This window comes from Streptomyces sp. NPDC090108 (assembly GCF_044747185.1).
GTDB lineage: Bacteria > Actinomycetota > Actinomycetes > Streptomycetales > Streptomycetaceae > Streptomyces.
The window spans coordinates 196965-214753 of the sequence record NZ_JBIVDQ010000009.1 but is presented as its reverse complement, the minus strand read 5'-3'; the positions used below and the strand labels follow the sequence as shown (position 1 = coordinate 214753).

General features: G+C 67.4%; 14 protein-coding genes and 1 pseudogene. 11 read left to right on the top strand and 4 right to left on the bottom strand.

Annotated features, from left to right (window positions below; all coding sequences use genetic code 11):
* The first annotated feature begins 317 nt into the window (after positions 1–317).
* Together ACIPRD_RS29150 and ACIPRD_RS29145 are read left to right on the top strand one after the other, a co-directional pair.
* Positions 318–3044, top strand: coding sequence for a transglycosylase domain-containing protein (locus ACIPRD_RS29150; RefSeq protein WP_401567334.1), 2727 nt, complete (start codon positions 318–320; stop codon positions 3042–3044).
* 137 nt (positions 3045–3181) lie between these two features.
* Complete coding sequence (locus tag ACIPRD_RS29145; RefSeq protein WP_356402114.1) at positions 3182–4687, top strand: glycosyltransferase 87 family protein; 1506 nt, start codon at positions 3182–3184, stop codon at positions 4685–4687.
* A gap of 150 nt (positions 4688–4837) precedes the next feature.
* On the opposite strand, the gene ACIPRD_RS29140 is transcribed toward ACIPRD_RS29145, so the two are convergent.
* From ACIPRD_RS29140 to ACIPRD_RS29130, 3 genes are all read right to left on the bottom strand, one after another.
* The gene (locus tag ACIPRD_RS29140; RefSeq protein ID WP_356402117.1) at positions 4838–5869 is read right to left on the bottom strand and encodes an alanine racemase; all 1032 of its coding nucleotides are present in this window, start codon (positions 5867–5869) and stop codon (positions 4838–4840) included.
* Between the two features lie 81 nt (positions 5870–5950).
* Positions 5951–7072 carry a peptidoglycan bridge formation glycyltransferase FemA/FemB family protein gene (locus tag ACIPRD_RS29135; protein WP_356402118.1) on the bottom strand — a complete coding sequence of 374 codons (1122 nt, stop codon included), beginning with the start codon at positions 7070–7072 and terminating at the stop codon, positions 5951–5953.
* A 256-nt stretch (positions 7073–7328) separates the two neighbouring features.
* A complete protein-coding gene (locus ACIPRD_RS29130; protein ID WP_356402120.1) occupies positions 7329–7646 on the bottom strand; it encodes a hypothetical protein in 318 nt (105 codons plus the stop codon).
* 273 nt (positions 7647–7919) lie between these two features.
* Here ACIPRD_RS29130 and rpsF point away from each other — a divergent pair, with 273 nt between their 5' ends.
* From rpsF to rplI, 4 genes are all read left to right on the top strand, one after another.
* Positions 7920–8210, top strand: coding sequence for a 30S ribosomal protein S6 (gene rpsF / locus ACIPRD_RS29125; protein ID WP_086797674.1), 291 nt, complete (start codon positions 7920–7922; stop codon positions 8208–8210).
* Positions 8211–8282: 72 nt separating this feature from the next.
* Complete coding sequence (locus ACIPRD_RS29120) at positions 8283–8861, top strand: single-stranded DNA-binding protein (protein WP_356402123.1); 579 nt, start codon at positions 8283–8285, stop codon at positions 8859–8861.
* Positions 8862–8901: 40 nt separating this feature from the next.
* Positions 8902–9138: a 30S ribosomal protein S18 gene (rpsR, locus tag ACIPRD_RS29115; protein ID WP_003949403.1), complete on the top strand. Its 237-nt coding sequence runs from the start codon at positions 8902–8904 to the stop codon at positions 9136–9138.
* 18 nt (positions 9139–9156) lie between these two features.
* Positions 9157–9603 (top strand): 50S ribosomal protein L9, encoded by a 447-nt coding sequence (rplI, locus tag ACIPRD_RS29110; protein WP_356402125.1) that lies wholly within the window; start codon positions 9157–9159, stop codon positions 9601–9603.
* 160 nt (positions 9604–9763) lie between these two features.
* Here the strand turns inward: rplI and ACIPRD_RS29105 are convergent, their stop codons facing one another.
* Positions 9764–11101 carry an MATE family efflux transporter gene (locus ACIPRD_RS29105; RefSeq protein WP_401567328.1) on the bottom strand — a complete coding sequence of 446 codons (1338 nt, stop codon included), beginning with the start codon at positions 11099–11101 and terminating at the stop codon, positions 9764–9766.
* 458 nt (positions 11102–11559) lie between these two features.
* On the opposite strand from ACIPRD_RS29105, the gene dnaB reads away from it, so the two are divergent.
* From dnaB to ACIPRD_RS29080, 5 genes and pseudogenes are all read left to right on the top strand, one after another.
* A complete protein-coding gene (gene dnaB, locus ACIPRD_RS29100; RefSeq protein WP_401567325.1) occupies positions 11560–13035 on the top strand; it encodes a replicative DNA helicase in 1476 nt (491 codons plus the stop codon).
* 195 nt (positions 13036–13230) lie between these two features.
* Positions 13231–13953 carry a TnsA-like heteromeric transposase endonuclease subunit gene (locus ACIPRD_RS29095; RefSeq protein ID WP_401567323.1) on the top strand — a complete coding sequence of 241 codons (723 nt, stop codon included), beginning with the start codon at positions 13231–13233 and terminating at the stop codon, positions 13951–13953.
* Positions 13950–16079, top strand: coding sequence for a helix-turn-helix domain-containing protein (locus tag ACIPRD_RS29090; protein WP_401567321.1), 2130 nt, complete (start codon positions 13950–13952; stop codon positions 16077–16079). The genes ACIPRD_RS29095 and ACIPRD_RS29090 overlap by 4 nt, the downstream gene beginning before the upstream one ends.
* Positions 16076–17194: an AAA family ATPase gene (locus tag ACIPRD_RS29085; RefSeq protein ID WP_401567318.1), complete on the top strand. Its 1119-nt coding sequence runs from the start codon at positions 16076–16078 to the stop codon at positions 17192–17194. The genes ACIPRD_RS29090 and ACIPRD_RS29085 overlap by 4 nt, the downstream gene beginning before the upstream one ends.
* Positions 17191–17631: pseudogene (locus ACIPRD_RS29080) on the top strand (TniQ family protein); the annotation flags it as partial. The gene ACIPRD_RS29085 and the pseudogene ACIPRD_RS29080, both read left to right, overlap by 4 nt.
* Positions 17632–17789: the final 158 nt, after the last annotated feature.

The window sequence follows — 17789 nt, the reverse complement described above, 5'->3', positions numbered from 1 at the left end:
TCGACTCGATACATCCCGACGATAGAACGGCTCGACCCGTGCGACAAGAGGGACGACGGTGAACGGGATCACATCCATGATTCACAGGAGGCAACTTGCCTGGTTTGGGGGGAAGTCCGGGACTCGGCCGTTTTCGCGGTGCGTAGTCTGTGCGGCATGCACACCACCGGGAACCATGTGATGCCCGGGGAGCGTCGTGGTCCTCGGTGCAGTACGGGTGAATGCGTGACCGACCACATCCGTATTTCGGGGGGACCGGAAACCAGTCGCTGTTTCCAGGCGCGCACGGGTGCGCCTGCCCGAGGAGTAATCGTTCGATGAGCGAGCACCGTCGTAAACCGCCGCCGCCGCAGGGAGGCGGACGTGCCGCGGCCCGACGCGGCCAGCCCGACCCTTCCTCCGGCCGCCGCGGGACACCGCGAGGCGCCGCCGGATCCTCTGCCGACTCCTATGAGCCGGCTTCCGGATCCGGTTCGTACGGTCCGGAAGCCGGCAGCCGCGCCGAAGCGCGCCGCGCCACGCAGAGAAGTGGTGGCAACCGCCGTCGCGCCGCCGAACCCGGCGGCGGGCGCGGAGGCCCTGGTGGCCCGGCCGGCCCGGGGCGTGGCAGGGGGCGCTCGGCCCCGCCCGCCAAGAAACGGATCATCGACTACCCCCGTGCGGGCAAGTACGGATGGCAGCGCTGGGTGCCGTCCTGGAGGCTTGTCACCGGCATGTTCATCGGCTTCGTCGGAAGCCTGGTGGCCGTGGCGGGTGTCGGGTACGCGATGGTGACCGTGCCGAACGTCGCGGACGCGGCCTCGGCACAGAACAACGTCTTCGAGTGGTCCAACGGCCAGGTGATGGTCGCCACCGGTGGCGAGGTCAACCGGCAGAACCTGAACTATTCGCAGATCCCCGCGAAGATGCGCTACGCCGTGATCTCGCAGGAGAACAAGACCTTCGAGACCGATAGTGGTGTGGACCCGAACGGCATCGGGCGTGCCATCTTCAACATGGCCCGGGGCGGCGAGACGCAGGGTGGCTCCACCATCACCCAGCAGTACGTCAAGAACGCCATGCTGAACGACCAGTCGCAGACCATCTCCCGTAAGCTCAAGGAGATCTTCGTCGCGATCAAGGTGGGGGCCACGGTCCGCAAGGAAGACGTGATGCAGGGCTACCTCAACACGGCTTACTTCGGCCGGGGGGCCTACGGCATTCAGGCTGCTTCCAGGGCGTACTTCAACCAGGACGCGAAGAACTTGAATCCAGGTCAGTGCGCATTCCTCGCCGCACTGGTCAAGGGCGCCACGTACTACGACCCGGCAGGCGCCACCTACCTCGACGTGAACGCCACTCAGGCCAACAACTCCCGTCGTGCCCTGCTGCAGATGCAGGACACGTTGGACAAGATGGTGGAGTACGGCCACCTTTCCGCCGCGGAGCGGGACAAGTACCGCACGCTCCCGCCCATCAAGAGCCCGCGGTCGAACACCCGGCTGAGCGGTCAGATCGGTTACCTGGTCGACCTCGCCAAGTCGTACATCGTCCACAACACGGACATCACGGAACTCCAGTTGCAGCGGGGCGGCTACACGATCCGCACGACCTTCGACAAGAAGAAGGTCGACGCGCTGGAGAAGGCCGTCCAGAAGGTCCGGTCGGCGAACATCAAGCCGGACCTGCGGCCCAAGTACGACAAGTACGTCCAGTTCGGCGGCGCGTCCGTGAACCCTAAGTCGGGTGCCATCGAGGCCATCTACGGCGGCGAGGACGCGACCAAGCACTTCACCGACAACGCCGACGCGACCGGTGCCCAGGTGGGCTCGACGTTCAAACCGTTCGTGCTGGCGGCGGCGATGGAATGGGGTGTACGCGACCCGAAGGGGGTTGCGGACCAGCCGCGTGAAGAGCGGACCGTCGTCTCTCCCAAGAGCATCTACAGCGGCAAGAACAAGCTCAAGATCCACCAGTACAACGGGGACGTCTGGACCGACGACAAGGGCAGGGAATGGCTCCAGACCAATGACGACGACAAGGACGTCGTCGAACCGGGTAAACCGGGTTACGACGTCGACCTCCGCTACGCGATGCAGGAGTCGGTCAACACCGCGTACGTCCAGCTCGGCATGGACGTGGGTCTGGACAAGGTCAAGCAGAGCGCTATAGACGCGGGCATTCTCAAGGGGAGTCTGGCCAGCGCCAACTACCCGTCGTTCTCAATCGGTACGTCCGACCCCAGCGCGATCCGTATGGCCGGCGCGTACGCCACCTTCGCCGCCAGTGGGCAGCAGAGAGATCCGTTCTCGGTCATGGAAGTCAAGGACGCGGACGGAACCTCTTACAAGCACAAAGCCGTTCCTCGGGACGGTTACTCGGCGGAGGTGGCCGACAACATCACCGACGTTCTGCGGAACGTGGTCGAGAAGGGCACCGGCACCAAGGCCAAGCTGCCTGGCCGCCAGGTGGCCGGCAAGACCGGTACGACCGACGGCAACAAGTCCGCGTGGTTCGTGGGCTACACCCCCCAGCTGTCCACCTCGATCTGCATGTTCCGCATGGACGACGACGCCAGGAACAAGAACCGCACGTTCCTGGAGATGTACAACACGGGTGGCCAGGCGAAGATCCACGGTGCTTCGTTCCCGGCCGAGATCTGGCACGACTACATGTCGCAGGCACTTCAGGGCCAGCCGGTGATGAACTTCCCGACGCCGACTCCGATCGGCACGATCGTCAACGCCGAGCCGAGCCCCACGCCCACCCCGACGGTCGCCCCGAGCCCGACCTCGTCCCCGTCGCCGACCGCGTCGCCCACCGAGTCGGCCAGTCCGACGCCGACGCAGACCCAGACCTGCGCCCCGTGGGACTGGAAGTGCAACCAGACCGGAGGCAATGCCAACGGCAACGGTGGTGCGGCCGACGGCGGCCAGTCGCCCACACCGACGTCGACCGACACCACCGGCGCCGACGTCGGAGGGGCCGCCAACGGCGGTGTCGGCAACAACGGCGGAGGCGGCAACAACGGCGGCGGAACGTTCTTCGGAGGCACGAAGAACTGATCCGTCCGTGACGTGACAAGGGGCACCGGGTGAAACCGGTGCCCCTTTCGCGTGTCCGCGCGACTTTCCCGTGCGCGCGGAACACAGACCCCCGGTGCGGGGACCGCTTCCCGGACGCGTACGGCAGGATGTGGCCCATGCCCAGTGCAGAATCGACGCAAGCGAGCGTGCACGAGCCGGATCCGGTACGGCCGACCAGGGAGGACGAGGTCGCCGCGGCCGGCAGCGAGCTGATCGGCGGCCCCGTCGGGCGGTACGCCCTGCTCGGGACGTCCTGGTGGACTCCCGTACGGGTCGTCGCACTGGTCGCGATCGGCATGTTCGCCCTCGGCCTCGTCCAGAAGGCGCCCTGCTACGACGGCGCCTGGTTCTTCGGCGCCAGCTCGCAGTACACGCACGCCTGCTACTCGGACATCCCGCACCTCTACCAGGGGCGGGGCTTCGCCGACGGGCTCGTGCCGTACTTCGACCGGCTGCCCGGCGACATGGACTACCTCGAGTACCCGGTGCTGACCGGTGTCTTCATGGAGGTCGCCGCCTGGCTCACGCCGGGCAGCGGCAGCATCCAGCAGCAGGAACAGTGGTACTGGTTCGTCAACGCCGGCATGCTCATGGCCTGCGCCGCCGTCATCGCCGTCTGCGTGGCCCGTACGCACCGCAGGCGCCCCTGGGACGGCCTCCTGATCGCTCTGGCGCCCGCCTTCGCGCTCACCGCCACCATCAACTGGGACCTCCTGGCGGTGGCCCTGACGGCCGCCGCGATGCTCATGTGGTCGAGGGGACGCACCGTCGCCTTCGGCGTGCTGCTGGGGCTCGCCACGGCCGCCAAGCTGTACCCCGTCTTCCTGCTCGGCCCGCTGTTCGTGCTGTGCTGGCGGGCGGGGAGGTGGCGGGAGTTCGGCCGGGCGACGGCCGGCGCGGTGGTGGCCTGGCTGGTGGTGAACCTGCCGGTGATGCTGTTCGCCTTCCAGGGCTGGTCGAAGTTCTACCGGTTCAGCCACGACCGCGGCGTCGACTTCGGCTCCTTCTGGCTGATCTGGGCCCAGAACTCGACCACCCCGCTCAGCACCGGCTTCGTGAACAACACGGCCACCGTGCTGGTGCTGGCCTGCTGCCTGGGCATCGCGGCGCTGACCCTCACCGCACCACGCCGGCCGCGCTTCGCCCAGCTGGCGTTCCTGATGGTGGCGGCCTTCATCCTCACCAACAAGGTCTACTCCCCGCAGTACGTCCTGTGGCTCGTCCCGCTGGCGGTCCTCGCCCGGCCCAAGTGGCGGGACTTCCTGATCTGGCAGGCGTGCGAGGTGGCGTACTTCCTGGGCATCTGGATGTACCTCGCCTACACGACCAGCGGAGACGCCCACAAGGGCCTGCCGACCCACGGCTACCAGTGGGCGATCGCGCTGCACCTGCTCGGCACGCTGTACCTGTGCGCCGTCGTCGTACGGGACATCCTCAGGCCGGAGCACGACGTGGTCCGCCGGACCGGCGACGACGACCCCTCCGGTGGTGTCCTCGACGGCGCGCCGGACGTCCACGTGTTCGGACCGGTGTCCCGCCGGCTGTCTCCCGCGGACGGCGAGGCGGCCCAGGTGGACTGGGGAAGGCCGGGCACGCCACCGGACGGGGAACTTTCGCTCTGAGCGAACACCCGCCCTGTCCCGGTCGAAGGGCATGAAGAAGGCCGTACACGGCAGAAGCGTGTACGGCCTTCTCCTTTTGCGGACCAGTGGTGCTGCGGGGGGTCCGGTCGTGCTGCCGGCGGTCCGGTGGTGCCGCCCGGCTGCGGTCCGCTACTTGTCCAGCAGACGGTCGAACTGGGTGGTGGTGTTCCGCAGATGGGCCACCAGCTCGTCGCCGACCTTCGGCTCGGGCGCGTCCGAGGGCACGAACAGGATCGACACCTGCATGTGCGGCGGCTCGGCGAACCAGCGCTGCTTGCCCGCCCAGACGAACGGCGACAGGTTCCGGTTGACCGTGGCGAGGCCGGCCCGCGCGACGCCCTTGGCCCGCGGCATCACACCGTGCAGGGCCTTCGGCGCTTCCAGGCCCACGCCGTGCGACGTGCCGCCGGCCACGACGACCAGGAAGCCGTCGGAAGCGGCCTTCTGCTGCCGGTAGCCGAACCGGTCGCCCTTGGCCACTCGCGTGACGTCCAGGACGGCGCCCCGGTACTCCGTGGCGTCGTGGTCCCCCAGCCACAGCCGGGTGCCGATGCGCGCGCGGAAGCGGGTCTGCGGGAACTGCTGCTGGAGCCGGGCCAGCTCCGAGGCCTTGAGGTGGCTGACGAACATGGTGTGCAGCGGCAGCCGGGCCGCGCGCAGCCGGTCCATCCAGCCGATGACCTCCTCGACGGCGTCCGTGCCGTCGGTGCGGTCCAGCGGCAGGTGGATGGCGAAGCCCTCCAGCCGGACGTTCTCGATGGCCTGGTGCAGCTGCGGCAGGTCCTGCTCGCTGATGCCGTGCCTCTTCATCGAGGACATCACCTCGATGACGACCCGGGCGCCCACGAGGCCGTACACGCCGTCCACCGACGACACCGAGCGGATCACCCGGTCCGGCAGCGGCACCGGCTCCTCGCCGCGGCGGTACGGCGTCAGCACCAGCAGGTCGCCGCCGAACCAGTCCTTGATGCGCGCGGCCTCGTACGTGGTGCCGACGGCGAGGATGTCGGAGCCGAGGCGGGTGGCCTCCTCCGACAGCCGTTCGTGTCCGAAGCCGTAGCCGTTGCCCTTGCAGACCGGGACGAGGCCCGGGAACTGCTCCTGCACGTGCTTGTGGTGCGCCCGCCAGCGCGCGGTGTCGACGTAGAGCGTGAGCGCCATGGCCGGACCCGGGACCTTTCTCGTGGCTGGGGTGGATCAGAGAGGGAGAGCTGTGAAGGCTATGGAATCAAACGCCGGGGCTCAGCGGCGCGACATGTAGATGTCGAGCGCCTTGTGGAGCAGCTTGTTCAGCGGGAAGTCCCACTCGCCGAGATACTCCGCCGCCTGGCCGCCGGTGCCGACCTTGAACTGGATCAGGCCGAACAGGTGGTCCGTCTCGTCCAGCGAGTCGGAGATTCCGCGCAGGTCGTAGACGGTGGCGCCGAGCGCGTAGGCGTCGCGCAGCATCCGCCACTGCATCGCGTTCGAGGGACGGAACTCACGGCCGACGTTGTCGGAGGCGCCGTAGGAGTACCAGACGTGACCGCCGACGATCAGCATGGTCGCCGCCGACAGGTTCACCCCGTTGTGGCGGGCGAAATACAGTCTCATGCGGTTGGGGTCCTCGGTGTTGAGGGCCGTCCACATGCGCTGGAAGTACGACAGCGGGCGCGGGCGGAAGTGGTCGCGCACGGCCGTGATCTCGTACAGCCGCTGCCACTCCTCCAGGTCCTGGTAACCACCCTGGACGACCTCGACGCCGGCCTTCTCCGACTTCTTGATGTTGCGGCGCCACAGCTGGTTGAAGTTCTTGTGGACCTCTTCCAGGGAGCGGTTGGCCAGCGGTACCTGGAAGACGTAGCGGGGCTGGACGTCACCGAAGCCGGCGCCGCCGTCCTCGCCCTGCTGCCAGCCCATGCGGCGCAGCTTGTCCGACACCTCGAAGGCGCGCGGCTCGATGAAGTCGGCCTCCATGTCGCGCAGGCGCTTCACGTCCGGGCTCTGGATGCCCTTCTTGATGGTCTCCGCGTCCCAGCGGCGGATGATCACCGGCGGGCCCATCTTCACGGAGAAGGCGCCCTGCTGCTTCAGGTGGGCCAGCATCGGCTGCAGCCAGTCGTCCAGGTTCGGCGCGAACCAGTTGATGACCGGGCCCTCGGGGAGGTAGGCGAGGTAACGCTTGATCTTGGGCAGCTGGCGGTAGAGGACCAGGCCGGCACCGACCATCTCGCCGGTGCGCTCGTCGAACCAGCCCAGGTTCTCCGAACGCCATTCCGCCTTGACGTCGGACCAGGCCGGGACCTGCATGTGGCTTGCCGACGGCAGGCTCTGGATGTACGCCAGATGCTGCTCGCGGCTGATGGTCCTCAGGGTCAGGCTCATGTCGGGGCGCTCCTCGGGCTGGTGTGTCCCCATGGGTACAGGGGCTCCGGCTCTCGCGCCGAAGCCTACTGCGCCTGGAGAGCGCCCTGACTGGGGCGTACGGCACCGACGTCCCGGCTTCCCGGCCGCCGGGACGTCCCGCGATGCCGCGTCGATCGGCCGCCGTCCCGGAAGGGGGTCGACGGATGGGTGGAAAGGGGGGTGAAAGGGCGGGCCGAGAGGGGCTGAGAGCGGAGCGCGGGCTCGCGCGGCGGCCTCAGCCGCCGATGACACCGCCGAACAGACCGCCGTTGGCCATGCTGATCAGAAAGCCGATTCCCGAGGCACCGAGTCCCAGGATCAGGCCGAAGCGCTCCCGTGTGGTCACCGAGATCCACTGTCCGTAGGCGCCGACGACGAGGCCCGCCAGCCCGGCCCAGGAGGCGAGCAGGTGCAGACCGTCGAAGAAGCAGGTGATGAAGGACAGCAGGCCCAGGGCCAGGGTCACCACGGTGAGGGTGTCCTGGAGGGGATGGGGCTTGCCGTCGGTGGCGAAGAGGGATCCGGCGGTGTTGGGACGCAATGCCTGTGCCATGTGGGCACCTCCTGCGGATCGCGGCGCACTGTAGCGCCATACACACCCGATGTGTACAGAGTGGCGGTCCACCCCGCCGGATTTCAACCGGAAGCGGTGTGCGGGTACTCTGTAACGTCTGCACCGGTGTCTGCCCAGACCTTCCCAGGTCACTGCGGCGGCTCTTCGCGGAGCCACCACTTGTCAGTGGTGGCCGATACCGTTGCGTACGCATAACAACCCTCCTGCCACGGAACGACCGTGGCCGCTGAGTCCAAAGGAGGTGGGTTCCACATGCGTCACTACGAGGTGATGGTCATCCTCGACCCCGATCTGGAGGAGCGCGCTGTCGCCCCCCTGATCGAGAACTTCCTCTCCGTCGTCCGTGAGGGCAACGGCAAGGTGGAGAAGGTCGACACCTGGGGCCGTCGTCGTCTCTCGTACGAGATCAAGAAGAAGCCCGAGGGCATCTACTCGGTCATCGACCTGCAGGCCGAGCCTGCGGTCGTCAAGGAGCTCGACCGCCAGATGAACCTGAACGAGTCGGTCCTCCGGACCAAGGTCCTCCGTCCCGAGATGCACTGAGCTTCGGCTCAGCTGATCTCGGGATTCGAGTAGCAAGCAAGCAGCCAGAGCAAACCCGCCGAGAGGTTCCCCATGGCAGGCGAGACCGTCATCACGGTCGTCGGCAATCTTGTCGATGACCCCGAGCTGCGCTTCACCCCGTCCGGTGCGGCGGTCGCGAAGTTCCGCATCGCGTCCACCCCCCGCACCTTCGACCGCCAGACGAACGAGTGGAAGGACGGCGAGAGCCTGTTCCTGACCTGCTCGGTCTGGCGTCAGGCGGCGGAGAACGTCGCCGAGTCGCTCCAGAAGGGCATGCGCGTCATCGTGCAGGGCCGTCTGAAGCAGCGGTCCTACGAGGACCGTGAGGGCGTCAAGCGCACGGTCTACGAGCTGGATGTCGAGGAAGTCGGCCCCAGCCTGCGCAACGCCACGGCCAAGGTCGCCAAGACCGCCGGTGGTGGCGCTCGCGGTGGCCAGGGCGGTTACGGCGGCGGTGGCAACCAGGGTGGCGGCGGCTGGGGTGGAAACTCCGGCGGCGGCCAGCAGGGTGGCTCTCAGTCCGACGACCCGTGGGCTTCCGGCGCTCCCGCCGGCGGCAACCAGGGCGGCGGCGGCTGGGGTGGAAACTCCGGCGGTGGCGGCGGCTACTCGGACGAGCCCCCCTTCTAGGGCTCGTATCCCCACTTCTTGATCACACAGGAGAAACACCATGGCGAAGCCGCCTGTGCGCAAGCCTAAGAAGAAGGTCTGCGCTTTCTGCAAGGACAAGGTCACGTACGTGGACTACAAGGACACGAACATGCTGCGGAAGTTCATTTCCGACCGCGGCAAGATCCGTGCCCGCCGCGTGACCGGCAACTGCACGCAGCACCAGCGTGACGTCGCCACGGCCGTGAAGAACAGCCGTGAGATGGCGCTGCTGCCCTACACGTCCACCGCGCGATAAGGGAAGGGTGACCGAAACATGAAGATCATCCTCACCCACGAGGTCTCTGGCCTCGGTGCCGCCGGCGACGTTGTTGACGTCAAGGACGGTTACGCTCGTAACTTCCTGATCCCGCGGAAGTTCGCTATCCGCTGGACCAAGGGTGGCGAGCAGGACGTGGCGCAGATCCGCCGCGCCCGCAAGATCCACGAGATCCAGACCATCGAGCAGGCCAACACCGTGAAGGCCCAGCTCGAGGGCGTCAAGGTCCGTCTGGCCGTCCGCTCCGGCGACGCCGGTCGTCTCTTCGGTTCCGTCACCCCGGCCGACATCGCTTCCGCGATCAAGGCTTCCGGTGGCCCCGAGGTCGACAAGCGCCGCATCGAGCTGACCTCTCCGATCAAGACCCTGGGCGCCCACGAGACGTCCGTGCGTCTGCACCCCGAGGTTGCCGCCAAGGTCAACATCGAGGTCGTCTCGGCCTGATCGCCGAGTGATCGCCGCGCTCGCACGAGCCGGTGAAAGGGGCCGCATCCCTCCGGGGATGCGGCCCCTTTCCCATGCGGTCAGGACAACCCCATGGGTGCGGGGCGGCGGGTTCGTTTCACGTGAAACGAGCGATCACGGGCTGTTTCACGTGAAACGGTCAGCGTGTCGCGCCCGTCACGATCCAGTGGCCTGACCTGGCGCGCAGCCAGAGGGTGAGCAGCCGGACGGTCATCATCAGGGTCATCGCCCCCCAGAGAGCGGTGAGGCCGCCGCCCAGCGTGGGGACGAGCAGGGCCACCGGCGCGAAGACGGCCAGGGTGAGGACCATCGCCCGGGCGAGATACGGGCCGTCGCCGGCTCCCATCAGGACGCCGTCCAGGACGAAGACGATCCCGCAGACGGGCTGGGAGAGTGCCACCATCAGCAGCGCCGGCAGCGCTGCGTCCTTCACCACCGAGTCGCTGGTGAACAGGGGCAGGAAGAGCGGCCGGGCGACCACGACGATCAGCCCGAGGACGACACCCGTCGCGAGACCCCACCGCACCATGCGCCGGCAGGTCTCGCGAGCCCCCTGGGTATCGCCCGCGCCGAGGTAGCGGCCGATGATGGCCTGTCCGGCGATCGCGATCGCGTCGAGGGCGAAGGCCATCAGGCTCCACAGGGACAGGATGATCTGGTGGGCGGCGATGTCGGCGTCACCGAGGCGAGCCGCCATGGCCGTGGCGATCATGAGGATCGCCCGCAGGGACAGTGTGCGGACGAGCAGGGGAACTCCGGCCTGTGCCGAAGCCTTGATGCCGGCGAGGTCCGGACGCAGGGAGGCATGGTGCCGTCGCGCGCCGCGGACGACCACGCCGAGGTAGACGGCTGCCATGCCGCACTGGGCGATGACTGTGCCCCAGGCGGAGCCCGCGATGCCCAGGCCGGCGCCGTAGACCAGTCCCGCGTTGAGCGCGGCGTTGGCGATGAAGCCGGCGACGGCCACGTACAGCGGGGTCCGGGTGTTCTGCAGGCCGCGCAGGAGACCGGTGGCCGCGAGGACGGCCAGCATGGCGGGGATGCCCAGCGACGAGATGCGCAGGTAGGTCGTGGCGTAGGGCGCCGCGGTGGCGGATGCGCCGAACAGCGTCACGATGCCGGGTGCCAGCGGCAGAACGACGGCGATGACGCCGGCGCCGAGGAACAGGGCCAGCCAGATGCCGTCCATGCCCTGGCGGAGCGCCGCCCGGAGATCGCCCGCTCCGACCCGTCGCGCCACCGCGGCCGTGGTGGCGTACGCGAGGAAGACGAAGACGCTCACCGCGGTGGTGAGGAGGGCCGAGGCGACGCCGAGGCCGGCGAGCTGGGAGGTGCCGAGATGGCCGACGATCGCACTGTCGGCCATGACGAAGAGCGGCTCAGCGACGAGGGCGCCGAACGCCGGAACGGCGAGTGTGACGATCTCGCGGTCGTGCCGGCGGCGGGTGGCCGGGGGGACGGCTGGAGCCTGTGTCATGTGCATCAATCTAATCGTCCACAGGTAAGTGATGCAACTATCTTGAGACCCTTACTCTGGGTCTTGAGCCGCGTACTTTCGCGCAGCGTTCGAAGCGATCTTGGCCCGATGGGGAAAGTTTTTCTTCTGCACAGCCGGTGGACGACAAAGGTGCAGGTCAGGGTGATGTCGTCGAGCTGATAGAGGGCTTGTTCACAGGGCTGTCCACCGAGTCGTGCACAGGTTTCGGCAGGTTCTCCACAGCATCGGGGCCGTCGTCCACATGGCCTGTGGATAACCAGATTGGCTGAAGGTGCCGACGGGCCTACGGTTGTCCGGCGCCCGCTCCTTCCCCCGGCCCGGTAAACGTCATAAATCCGACGCGCCAGAACCGGAGTTGGGCCTCTTATTTGTCAGTGTCGTGCCGTACAAAAGAGGGCACGGCGAGGTCCGCCGTGCGGACGGGAGGAGGTCGCTCGGTGAGCATTTCCGAGCCCTTGGACGATCCGTGGGCCGACAGCGGACCCAGTGACCGTCTGCCTGCCTCCCGCCGTCGCAGCGACGTCCGCAGCCGCGACGATCAGCACGACCGCGGCCGGGAGAGCGGCGGCTGGGACGGTGCGGGCTCCTCCTTCGAGCGTGTCCCGCCGCAGGACCTGGAGGCCGAGCAGTCCGTCCTGGGCGGCATGCTGCTGTCCAAGGACGCGATCGCCGACGTCGTCGAGATCCTCAAGGGCCACGACTTCTACAAGCCCGCTCACGAGACGATCTACCAGGCCATCCTGGACATCTACGCCAAGGGTGAGCCGGCCGACCCGATCACCATCGCCGCCGAACTCACCAAGCGCGGTGAGATCAACAAGGTCGGCGGCGCCGCGTATCTGCACACCCTCGTCCAGACCGTGCCGACGGCGGCGAACGCCGAGTACTACGCCGAGATCGTCCACGAGCGTGCCGTCCTGCGCCGCCTGGTCGAGGCCGGCACCCGCATCACGCAGATGGGCTACGCGGCCGACGGCGACGTCGACGAGATCGTCAACAGCGCCCAGGCCGAGATCTACGCCGTCACCGAGCAGCGCACCAGCGAGGACTACCTGCCGCTCGGCGACATCATGGAGGGCGCCCTCGACGAGATCGAGGCGATCGGCTCCCGCAGCGGCGAGATGACCGGTGTCCCGACCGGATTCACCGACTTCGACTCCCTGACCAACGGCCTGCACCCGGGCCAGATGATCGTCATCGCCGCGCGTCCCGCCATGGGTAAGTCCACGCTCGCCCTGGACTTCGCACGCGCGGCGTCGATCAAGCACAACCTGCCGAGCGTCATTTTCTCCCTCGAAATGGGCCGCAACGAGATCGCGATGCGTCTGCTGTCCGCCGAGGCGCGCGTGGCCCTGCACCACATGCGCTCCGGCACGATGACCGACGAGGACTGGACGCGTCTGGCCCGCCGGATGCCGGACGTGTCGGCCGCCCCGCTCTACATCGACGACTCCCCGAACCTGTCGATGATGGAGATCCGGGCCAAGTGCCGCCGGCTGAAGCAGCGCAACGACATCAAGCTGGTCGTCATCGACTACCTCCAGCTGATGCAGTCCGGTGGCTCCAAGCGCGCCGAGAACCGCCAGCAGGAGGTCTCGGACATGTCCCGTAACCTCAAGCTCCTCGCCAAGGAGCTGGAGATCCCGGTCATCGCGCTCTCCCAGCTGAACCGTGGTCCCGAGCAGCGCACCGACAAGAAGCCGATGGTCTCCGACCTGCGTGAGTCGGGATCCATCGAGCAGGACGCGGACATGGTCATCCTGCTGCACCGCGAGGACGCCTACGAGAAGGAGTCCCCGCGCGCGGGTGAGGCCGACCTGATCGTCGCCAAGCACCGAAACGGCCCCACGGCCACGATCACTGTCGCCTTCCAGGGCCACTACTCCCGCTTCGTGGACATGGCACAGACCTGATCCGGATCTGTAGGGTCTCAGATTTCGCTGCACAGTCTCACGCTCCGCTTCATATCGGCTGCACTTATGAAGCGGTCGTGAGACAAGCAGGTCGGCGCGTTCACTCTTTCGGGCTACTTGGCTCCAAGCTCAGGCGTCTGCTCTCGACAGTGGGCAGTCTGGTCGTACGGACCATGGTCTGGGTGGGGGTACGTCGTGGGCATTGCTGCGGAAGTTGTGGTCAGAGTGCGCCGCCATGATGGCGACGAGGTCGAGGAGTATGCCTGGCCCGCCGCTTCCAAAGATCTGTTGTTCTCCGCGGCGCCCTGGCGGGTCTTCCGCTGGCGCCGAGGGCAGAAGCACTACTCGGGTACCTACTGGTCGGCGACCATGCACGACCACGTCATCTACGAGTCCCGCCTGGAGCTGGCCCGATTGCTCTTCGCGGACTTCGATCGCAGCGTCCACGGCATCGTGGCTCAGCCCTTCCTGCTTCAGACCGTGCTGGAAGGGAAGGTCCGCAAGCACATCCCGGACTATCTCCTGCTCACCGACCAGGTGCCGGTGATCGTTGACGTCAAGCCACTGCACCGCGTGTCCAAGCCCGAGGTCGCGTTCACCTTCGATTGGACCCGGCAGGCGGTGGAGGCGCGCGGATGGAAGTACGAGGTCTGGAGCGAGCCTCCGACGGTGGAGCTGGAGAATGTCCGATTTCTGGCGGGCTACCGCAGGGACTGGCTGTTCAACGCCGCCCTGCTGGAAGAGCTTCGTGGAATTGATCTCGATGGGGTGCCCTTGGGGCGGGCTGCAGCCTGTCTGCCCGGCCAGCCGGAACCCCAGGTCCGGTCAGCCATCCATCATTTGCTCTGGACGCAGAGTCTTGTTACCGATCTCGACCAGCCACTCGGCCCGTCGTGCACGCTGCGCCAGGCGGCATGAGCAGGGCCGGGGCTCGCGTCGGAGTCGGTACGCGATTCCGCTACGACGGAGAGACCGTCGAAGTGGTCGAGCTGGCGGCGACGACCAGGGGAAACGAGGTGGTCCTCAAGGACGGGCATGGCTGCGTCCGGCGGCTGTCCCTGAAGGAACTGTTGTTCTCCGACCGTGCCGAGATCGTTCCTGACCAGGCAGGTCCGTCGGCGGATGATGCTGAGGAGATCGCTTCGGTTGTCCTGGGCCAACTGCGTGATGATGAGCGGCGGAAAGTCCTCGAACGAGCAGAACATGTCCGCGAGGTCCTGACGGGCTACCGCTCGGGCAGTGCGGAACTTGTACGCGAAGGAGAACCTCGCACCGAGTACGGGGCCGGTGAGCCGGCCGAGGCCAAGTACGCAGCGAAGGCTCGGGAACTTGGGGTGTCGGTCCGCTCGATCAAGCAATGGGTCGCGGATTTTCGGCGTCATGGTGAGGCCGGGCTTGTCTCGAAGCGCGGCTTGTCCGGACCGACGCAGCCGTCGGTCGATGACCGGTGGGTGGAGACCGCGCTGGAGGTGATGGTCGAGCACACTGATCAGTCGAAGCCGTCGCGGACACTGGTGATTGAGCGGACGCGGGCCCGGGTGGTTGCCCGGTTCGGTCCGGAGGTGGTGCCGCAGCCGAGCCGGGCGACTGCCTTTCGGGTGCTGGAGGGCCTGGAGCGGAGGCATCCGCTGTTCCGGCTGAGTACGAAACGGAACCGGGATATCGCGGATCGTCCGGAAGGTCCGTACGGGAAGCTGCGGCCGGCGCGGCCGGGTGAGTATCTACTGATGGACACCACGCGGTTGGACGTGTTCGCGTTCGATCCGCTGACGTTGAAGTGGGTGCAGGCCGAGCTGACGGTTGCGATGGACTGGTATACCCGCTGCATCACCGGGATCCGGCTGACGCCGGTGTCGACGAAGGCGGTAGATGTCAGCGCGGTGTTGTTCCAGTCGTTCAGGCCGCGGCCGGCGGGGCGGGACTGGCCACGCGGTGCGGTCTGGCCCGAGCACGGCATCCCGCGCACGGTCCTGGTCGACGTCGAGGGTGCCGTCGGTCCCGGGCTGGCCTCGCCACCGCTGGTGCCCGAGACACTGGTGGTCGATCACGGCAAGGTCTACATCTCGGAGCATCTGACGAGCGTCTGCCGCCGGATGGGGATATCGATCCAGCCCGCGAGGTTGCGGACGGGCCGGGACAAGGGACCGGTGGAGCGGTATTTCCGGACCTTGAGGGAAGGGCTGCTTGAGGCGCTTCCCGGTTACAAGGGTCCGGACATCCACTCTCGGGGCGAGGCTCCGGAGGACGATGCGTTCTTCTTCCTGGACGAGTTGGAGGCGATGATCCAGGAGTGGACGGCGGTGGTCTATCACTGCAGGCCGCACGCGAGTCTGGTCGATCCGGGGGTGCCGGGGCTGCGGATGTCCCCAGCGAAGATGTTCGAGCACGGGATGGCCCGGGCCGGCTGGATTGAAGTCCCGCGGGACAAGGACCTGGCCTTTGAGTTCCTCGCCACGAAGTGGCGCACGGTTCAGCACTACGGGGTCGAGATCGGTCGGCGCCGCTACAGCGGTCCCGGCCTGCCCGAGCCGGGTATCCGCAGCCCCTACGACAGTCCGGTCAAGAACGGCTGGCCGTTCCAGGTGGACCCCGACGACATCACCAAGATCTACTTCCGCAACCCCACAACCCGCGAATGGCACACCCTGACCTGGGAGCACGCGCCGTCGGCCGAGATGCCGCTGAGTGAGGACGCGTTGACATTTGCCCGGCAGTTGGCCGCCTCGAAGTATCGCTTTCCCGACGATCGGCTGGCCGTCGCCGACTTGCTTCAGCGGTGGAACCTCGGGCTGGGCACCACGATTGCCGAGCGGCGCATGGCCCTGCGGCTCTCGCGCGAGCAGACCGCTATCGAGCTTCCGGAGAGTGAGGCGGAGACGGTCGTCTCGCTTCCGTCCGTACGCAAGGCCCTCGGTCAGGACGAGGAGACAGCGGAACCGCGCGAGCCCGACGTGGTGACGGAGACGGGGGACGACGACGAGGTCGATCTGGAGGACCTCGCCGAGGAGAACGACTTCTACGCCGAGGCTCTGGTGGACGTGTGAGCGAGGAACGTGTTCCGGAGCCGGACAGTCTCGCCCTGTCGCGGAAGGAGGATTTCAAGGCGTTCGCCGAGGGCCCTCGCCGCAGTCGGCCCGATCTGCTGACCCGGAAGCAGCTGAAGTCCCTGGCCATGCAGGCGCGGGCGGACTACGACCGGCAGCGCAGGAAGTGGCACGCGAACATCGGCCCGGTCAAGACACCACAACTGGCAGAGCTCCACGAGGACTTGTGGGACATCGTCGACAGCAACGAGCAGGATGGCGACAAGGCCAAGGGGGCAGTGGCCGTCGACGCGTTTCCAGGGTTGGGCAAGACGACCTCGGTGCTGGCCTTCTCCCGCGACTTCCACCAACGGGAGATCGAGGAGTCGGGCCCGTTCACGAGCCAGGGACACGAGCGGATCCCCGTCTGCCGGGTCGGGCTGACCGGGAACACCGGGATGAAGGACCTCAACCGGGCCATGCTGGAGTTCTTCGGCCACCCCGGAACTGGGCGGGGCACCACCGCCCAGTTCGGACGGCGGGTGCTGGACTGCGTGTTGTCCTGCGATGTCCGTCTGGTGGTTCTGGACGATCTGCACTTTTTGAAATGGGGACAGAAGAGCGGCATCGAGGTGAGCAATCACCTGAAGTGGATCGCCAACGAGTTCCCGGTGACGTTGCTGATGGTCGGGGTCGAACTCGCGGAGAAGGGCCTGTTCGGCGAGGGAACGAACGGGCGTGACACCGCTCTGGCCCAGACCGGCCGCCGCACCACACGCCTGGGACTGCGTCCGTTCACCATCGACGAGGAGGCCGGGCGCCGGGAATGGCGGCAGATGCTGCTGGCCCTCGAACAGCGCGTCGTACTCACCGACAAGCACCCCGGCATGCTCGCGGACGACCTGTCGGACTACCTCTTCGCCCGCAGCACCGGACACATCGGCTCGCTGATGACGCTGATCAACCGCGGCTGCCAGCGGGCGGTCCGCACCGGCGCTGAACGGCTGGACCAGGAGCTGATGGACCGGGTGAAGAACGACGAGGCGTCCGAAGCAGCCCGCCTCGAACTCCAGGCCGCTCTGGAGAAGAAGCGGCTGACCAGCCGTCCGCGGGCCCGGAGCCGACGAGCCGCATGAGACCACTGGTCCGCACCCTCCCGATCCGGCTGTCTCCACTGCCCGGCGAGGCACTGGACTCCTGGCTGGAGGCGACGGCCAGGCGGATGGACACCACACTCGGTGATGTCCTGCTGCACTTCGGTTTCCCGGTCCGGCAGCGGGCCGGGAACCAGTTCCGGGGCATCCCGGCAGACTGGACGATCTTCCTCGACGAGCAGTTGACCGCTGCCGTCGCGCACGCCACCGGGACGGCCCCGGAGGCAGTTACTGCCCTGACCCTGGTGCACTACGACGGACGGGCCCTGCAGATGAGTGCCGGAGGCCGGGCCGTGTCGCGGCATGTCCTTTGGGGACGCGGACGGGGATCCCGGTTCTGCCCGGACTGCCTCCACTCCAGTGGGGGGCGCTGGCAGTTGTCCTGGAGGCTCGGTTTCTCCTTCGCCTGCACCCGGCACCGTCGACTGCTGGCGGACTGCTGCCCGCACTGCGGGCGGGTTCCGCGGCAGCGGCCCCGTTCAGGTCGGTCTGTTCCTCGACCTGAACTCTGCGGCAATCCACCGGTCCGCTCTGGCGGCCCGGTTACGGCTGGCTGCGGAACCGATCTGACCCGTGC

Coding starts and splice junctions, on each gene's coding strand:
- ACIPRD_RS29150 (WP_401567334.1), top strand. CDS start 318: ATGAGCGAGCACCGTCGTAAACCGCCGCCGCCGCAGGGAGGCGGACGT.
- ACIPRD_RS29145 (WP_356402114.1), top strand. CDS start 3,182: ATGCCCAGTGCAGAATCGACGCAAGCGAGCGTGCACGAGCCGGATCCG.
- ACIPRD_RS29140 (WP_356402117.1), bottom strand. CDS start 5,869: ATGGCGCTCACGCTCTACGTCGACACCGCGCGCTGGCGGGCGCACCAC.
- ACIPRD_RS29135 (WP_356402118.1), bottom strand. CDS start 7,072: ATGAGCCTGACCCTGAGGACCATCAGCCGCGAGCAGCATCTGGCGTAC.
- ACIPRD_RS29130 (WP_356402120.1), bottom strand. CDS start 7,646: ATGGCACAGGCATTGCGTCCCAACACCGCCGGATCCCTCTTCGCCACC.
- rpsF (WP_086797674.1), top strand. CDS start 7,920: ATGCGTCACTACGAGGTGATGGTCATCCTCGACCCCGATCTGGAGGAG.
- ACIPRD_RS29120 (WP_356402123.1), top strand. CDS start 8,283: ATGGCAGGCGAGACCGTCATCACGGTCGTCGGCAATCTTGTCGATGAC.
- rpsR (WP_003949403.1), top strand. CDS start 8,902: ATGGCGAAGCCGCCTGTGCGCAAGCCTAAGAAGAAGGTCTGCGCTTTC.
- rplI (WP_356402125.1), top strand. CDS start 9,157: ATGAAGATCATCCTCACCCACGAGGTCTCTGGCCTCGGTGCCGCCGGC.
- ACIPRD_RS29105 (WP_401567328.1), bottom strand. CDS start 11,101: ATGACACAGGCTCCAGCCGTCCCCCCGGCCACCCGCCGCCGGCACGAC.
- ACIPRD_RS29090 (WP_401567321.1), top strand. CDS start 13,950: ATGAGCAGGGCCGGGGCTCGCGTCGGAGTCGGTACGCGATTCCGCTAC.